The sequence below is a fragment of the Candidatus Aminicenantes bacterium genome, from assembly GCA_026393795.1.
GTDB lineage: Bacteria > Acidobacteriota > Aminicenantia > UBA2199 > UBA2199 > UBA2199.
Genome location: JAPKZL010000239.1, coordinates 1 through 4698 on the forward strand (window position 1 = coordinate 1; position 4698 = coordinate 4698).

Genomic DNA, 4698 nt, shown 5'->3' on the forward strand with positions numbered 1-4698 from the left:
AGATGATCCTGCACAACGACCGCTGCATCCATTGCGCCCAGTGCGTCGACTCCTGCCCGACCAAGGCCTATCACATGAACGGCGAGTTCGAACTCGCCGTGTTGGACCGCCATCAGCTGAAGATCGAATACAAGTAGTTCCGGCCATCGCCTCGCGCCAACCGTCCCCATCAATACCCAAAGAAAGCAGTGGCGCATCTTTTCCCTGCCACGGCGACTTTCGCCGTCAGCTGCCGCTCCGGCTCCGCCGGGCAAAAAAGATTTTTGTTCTCGGCATCGGCATGAACTGGAAGGGCGATGACCGGCTGGGCTGCGCCTTGGCGCGGGCCTTGGCCAGGAAGCTGCCGGCCGAAGCAAAAATCCGCATCGTCAGCGGCGGCGAGGCCCCGGAGAATTTCACCGGCGCCATCCGCGCCTTCGCCCCCAGCCATGTCGTCCTGCTCGATGCCGTCGATCACGGCCTGGCTGCGGGAACCGTTTTCCTGGCCGACGAAGGCGCGATCGCCGTCGGCGACATGACCAGCCACCACCTGCCGCTGCGCCTGCTGATGCGCTTCCTGAGCGCCTCCATCCCCTGTCGGGTCATCCTCGTCGGCGTGCAGCCCTTTTCGCTGCGGCCGGGGAACCGGCTTTCGGCTCCGGTACGGAAAACACTCCCCCTCCTGGCCGAATTTCTGGCCGCCGCGTTGCAGCAGGCTTCGCAGCAGACGTTGCGGCAGACGGTACGCGAAAAGATAAAAAAATAGGATCGAATTTCTTTTACTGCGGGAGCAATCCGAAGGTCATGCTGACGGTGAAGATGATCGGCCGCGGGATGCCGTCGACGATGTAGGGCTCGTACAGCCACTGGCGGACGGCCGCCAGCGCCGCCTCGTTGAACATGGGATCGCCGCTGATGATCCGCGCCCGGTTCACCCGGCCGTAGACGTCGGTCGTCGCTTCCACGACCACGATGGCCTGCAAACGGGACGCATAGGCCTCGCGCGGGAACTCGGGCTTCACCTGGCGGATGAGCTTCGGGATATGCTTGCCGCTGACATACATCGGCTGTTCCTCGGGCAGGCTGCCGCCGAGCACGCCGCCCAAAACGCCGCCGACGACACCGCCTTCCACGCCGCCCTCGACGCCGCCGACCACGCCCCAGGGAACCCCGCCCTCGACGCCGAAATCGCTGCCCTCATCCTCAACGATTGTCACCGGCACCTCGATCGGAGCCACCAGCTTGCCGAAATAGACCCGCGGCTTTTCCGCTTGTTTCGCTGCTCCGGGTTTCGCTCCGTGCGAGCCGCGCCCGCGGCCGTATGGCGGCGGAGGCGGCGGCGGCGGCGTGGGCTTGGGCGGAGCCATGACCAGGATGTTGGTCATGTGCACCTCGGGAAGCTGGCTTTCGGCCAGCAGCAGCGGCACAACCACCAGGGCGGCGATGGCCAGCAAGTGCGCCAGCAGTGAAATGGGCAGCAGCAGCCATTTCCTTTTGTGGGCGTTGCGGTCGGCCGGCTCGAGCAGCGATTCATCCAGCATCAAAACCTCGCGAAGCAATGAGAAATAACTCATTCACAATATTATAGAATAACTCATTTTAAGCTGAAAATCCAGTCGAACATTGAAAAGGTTCTCAACAATTCGATGATGACTTGCTTGAAAACTCATCCCCCAGCCCCCCTAAGGTGGAAGTGATTAGCGGGACCCCTCTCTGTTAAAAAGAGAGGGGTGGGGGTGAGTTTTTGTCTTCAAAGAGTGTGCCGCGACTTAATCGTTCAGCTTGATCGGCGACACTCCGGCATCGACTTCGATCGATCGGATGGGCGATTTTTCCGTTAGCTTGAATTTCTGCTCCTTGTCCTCCACCACCAGGGTGCGCACGGTTTCCCCGACGGCGGTGGTGATCCGGACCCTGACCGGGAACACGAAATCGGTGTTGCTTTGGCTGAAGACGATCTCGGCGTTCGGGCCGGCGATAACGACCCGGTAACTGACTTCGGGCAGCAGGCGCGAAAAGACCCAGCCATTAAAAAACTTGTGCAGGATAACGTCTCCCTGGCAGATGTTCTGGATGAAGCGGGTTGACACCAGGCTCTGGTACTTGTAATCGTTCAGAAGCTCACGCAGGCGTTTGAGCATCTCCTCTTCGCCCAGGATTTCCTTCAACATCAAAAACACCAATGCCGACTTATCGTAGACAATGCTCTGGTAGGTGAGCATGTCGTTGCTCAGGTTGGCGATGCGCCGGCCGTAGGCGATCGGTCCGGCGTCGTTGCAGCGGAAAACCCATTTGTTGGCGCTGGCGATCGCCTTGCGGTACTGGTTCTCCGCTACATGGTGCTCCAGGTAGAAAAGGGTGGAAAACTCCGCCAGCCCCTCGGTCAGCCACTGGTCCTGGTACCCCTTCCAGGAGATGATCCCGCCCCACCACTGGTGCGACAGCTCATGGACCAGGTTGTCGCGGTTGACATCATCGAAAACGACCGGGCTCTCCTTGCGCATGCGCCGGGTGATGCTCATCTCATCGTTGATGAAACCGCTCTTGTCCAAGAGGTTGAAGATCACGAACCCCTGGTTGCTCAAGCCGCCGTACTCCTCGCGGCGGCGCAGCAGCATGTTCAGCTGCTTGACCTCCAGCGGCCCGAATTTGTCCAGCAGGAAATCGAAACAGCCCTGGATGTCGGCGACGTCGAAGTAGTTGCTGAGCTTGAGTTTGGCGAGCCCGAAAACCCGGATCGGCACCCGGCTGGGGATGGTCAGCAGCTGGGTGAAATTTCCGCAGACCAGCGAGACGCCCTTGCTGCCGGGGCTCTCGAAAACGAATTCGTTGCGCTCGCCCAGAGTCTGTTGCGAGCGCAGCTCGCCGGTGACCAGGCATTGCAGCGGCGCGGGCAGCGTGATCTTGACCCGGTTCTTAAAAAAATGCGGTCCCGGATTCGGATAGAAATCCTGGTCGCGGTTGAGGATGAAATAATGCTCCCTTTTGCGGTCGTCGGAGTCGTCGGTGTTGATGCGGATCATGTCGGCGGCGTCGCCGCCGGGCTTGACGCTCCCGGCATAATAAAAACTGAATTTGTTCAGCCCCTGGCCCAGAAGGAAATAGGTGTCGGCGCGGTTGAAAAGCTGGAGTTCGTGCTGCTGGGACTTGCCGTAGCCCTTGACGACCAGGCTGGAGTCGAGGCTGACCGTCTTGACGCTGGACGGTTCCTTGAAATTCAGGACCGCGGTCGCGGAAAGGAACTCGACCTGGGGATTGTAAAAAATATTCAGCTGCAGGTTCTCCAGCTCGTCGACGCCCTGGGACGTGAACTTGAGCCCCTTGACGGCATTGTAATTGAGATAGAACTTGTTTTCCGGGAGCATGACCAGGCTGGTATCGGGCGAGATGCCGCTGCTGAAGACATAGCGGTAAAAGGATTTGCCGGGTTTGCGGTAAAAAACGGCGGTGTTGAAATCAAGGGCGAAGGGAAAATACCAGAGCTCGTTAAAGAAGGGGATGTGCATGCCCCACTTCTGCTGAAAAATGTCGTAGAGCAGCTTGGCCTCGCCGTCGGCGAGCTCGCGCACGGCCGTCGGCGGCGGCAGGTCGTCCATGAACTCCGGCTGGCTGAAAACGAACACTCCGGCTTGCGCCTCTTTGACGAAGGTGTCGCTGCGCACCTGGCTGAGCAGCGTCAGCCGCTCCTCTTCCGATTCGGGACGTATGCTGAATTCCCAATCTCCGCAAAAAACGAAGACATTGCCCATGGGCATGCCCCGGTACATCACCCCGTTTTTGAAATGGATGACGGCGTCGCCCATGCTCACGGTGCGCTCGGTCATGACGGTGCGCGAAAAATGATCGACGAAATACAAAGGCTTGAGGTTGCGCTTCAGGCTGAGCTGCCGATACGTGTCGCCATCCCTTTCAAAGGTGATCTCGCCGATCTCGGCGAATTCCTTGAAGCGGGCGAAATACATCAGGTCGTCCTGGCGCAGCAGGCTGAAGCCCACGCCGAGGCAATCCTTGAAATAGACAATCAGCTGCTGGTGCGTCTGATCGCTGAACAGCGTTGCCAGCGTTGTCCAGTCTTTCTTTTTAATGGCCGTTTCCAGGGGCTCCTGGGCGATGGCCGGCCGCAAACCGGCGAGCAGCAGCAGGGAAAGCAGCAGATGTTTTTTCATAATGGGAATTATATCTTTTTACTCGGAAATAGCCAACAGGCCATGTTCAGAAAACAGCTAAAGAACACTATTTTTTCTGTTCATGGAATAAAAACGGCCGCCAGCCGGGCTTGGCAGGAATTTTTCCGCTTTTTTCATGTAAAATGGGCCGGAATGTTCTTTTTATTGAATTTATATTCAAATATTTGAATTTTTTGGCCGGCGCTCGGGGATCAACATGAATTTTAACGATTTTCGCTGTTGGCCCAGGCGCGCAAACCATTTTCCGTTCAGGCTTTCACGGCAGCGACCCGGTTTCCGGTCCATTTCCGCTCATCCGCCGGTCTTGGCATGAATAATGCTTGGTTAATGGTGTTTTGTCTAAATTAAAAAGGAGGACAAACAGAATGAAACACGTCAGAAGCTTCGCCCTGCTGGCGATCAGCGTGCTCCTGCTTGCGGGAGTACTGAGCGCCCAGCAAACGACTGCCAAGATCTTTGGCATCGTCCAGCTTGAAGACGGTTCATTGGTTCCCGGCGTCAACGTCGAAGCCACCAGCCCCAAGCTGGTCGG

General features: G+C 58.0%; 4 protein-coding genes. 2 read left to right on the forward strand and 2 right to left on the reverse strand.

All coding sequences use genetic code 11. From position 1 onward, the window contains the following. The first annotated feature begins 2 nt into the window (after positions 1-2). Both NTW95_12390 and NTW95_12395 read left to right on the forward strand, forming a co-directional pair. Positions 3-137, forward strand: coding sequence for a 4Fe-4S binding protein (locus tag NTW95_12390; GenBank protein ID MCX6558206.1), 135 nt, complete (start codon positions 3-5; stop codon positions 135-137). Between the two features lie 137 nt (positions 138-274). Next, positions 275-745, forward strand: a complete 471-nt coding sequence (locus NTW95_12395; GenBank protein MCX6558207.1) for a hydrogenase maturation protease — start codon at positions 275-277, stop codon at positions 743-745. 13 nt (positions 746-758) lie between these two features. Here NTW95_12395 and NTW95_12400 read toward each other — a convergent pair whose 3' ends face one another. Both NTW95_12400 and NTW95_12405 read right to left on the reverse strand, forming a co-directional pair. Continuing rightward, positions 759-1553: an energy transducer TonB gene (locus NTW95_12400; protein ID MCX6558208.1), complete on the reverse strand. Its 795-nt coding sequence runs from the start codon at positions 1551-1553 to the stop codon at positions 759-761. Positions 1554-1748: 195 nt separating this feature from the next. Further along, positions 1749-4145, reverse strand: coding sequence for a M1 family aminopeptidase (locus tag NTW95_12405; GenBank protein MCX6558209.1), 2397 nt, complete (start codon positions 4143-4145; stop codon positions 1749-1751). Between the last annotated feature and the right edge of the window lie 553 nt (positions 4146-4698).

What these genes read in the sequence shown, in the direction of transcription:
- NTW95_12390 (MCX6558206.1), top strand. Translation starts at nt 3, where the DNA reads ATGATCCTGCACAACGACCGCTGCATCCATTGCGCCCAGTGCGTCGAC.
- NTW95_12400 (MCX6558208.1), bottom strand. Translation starts at nt 1,553, where the DNA reads ATGAGTTATTTCTCATTGCTTCGCGAGGTTTTGATGCTGGATGAATCG.
- NTW95_12405 (MCX6558209.1), bottom strand. Translation starts at nt 4,145, where the DNA reads ATGAAAAAACATCTGCTGCTTTCCCTGCTGCTGCTCGCCGGTTTGCGG.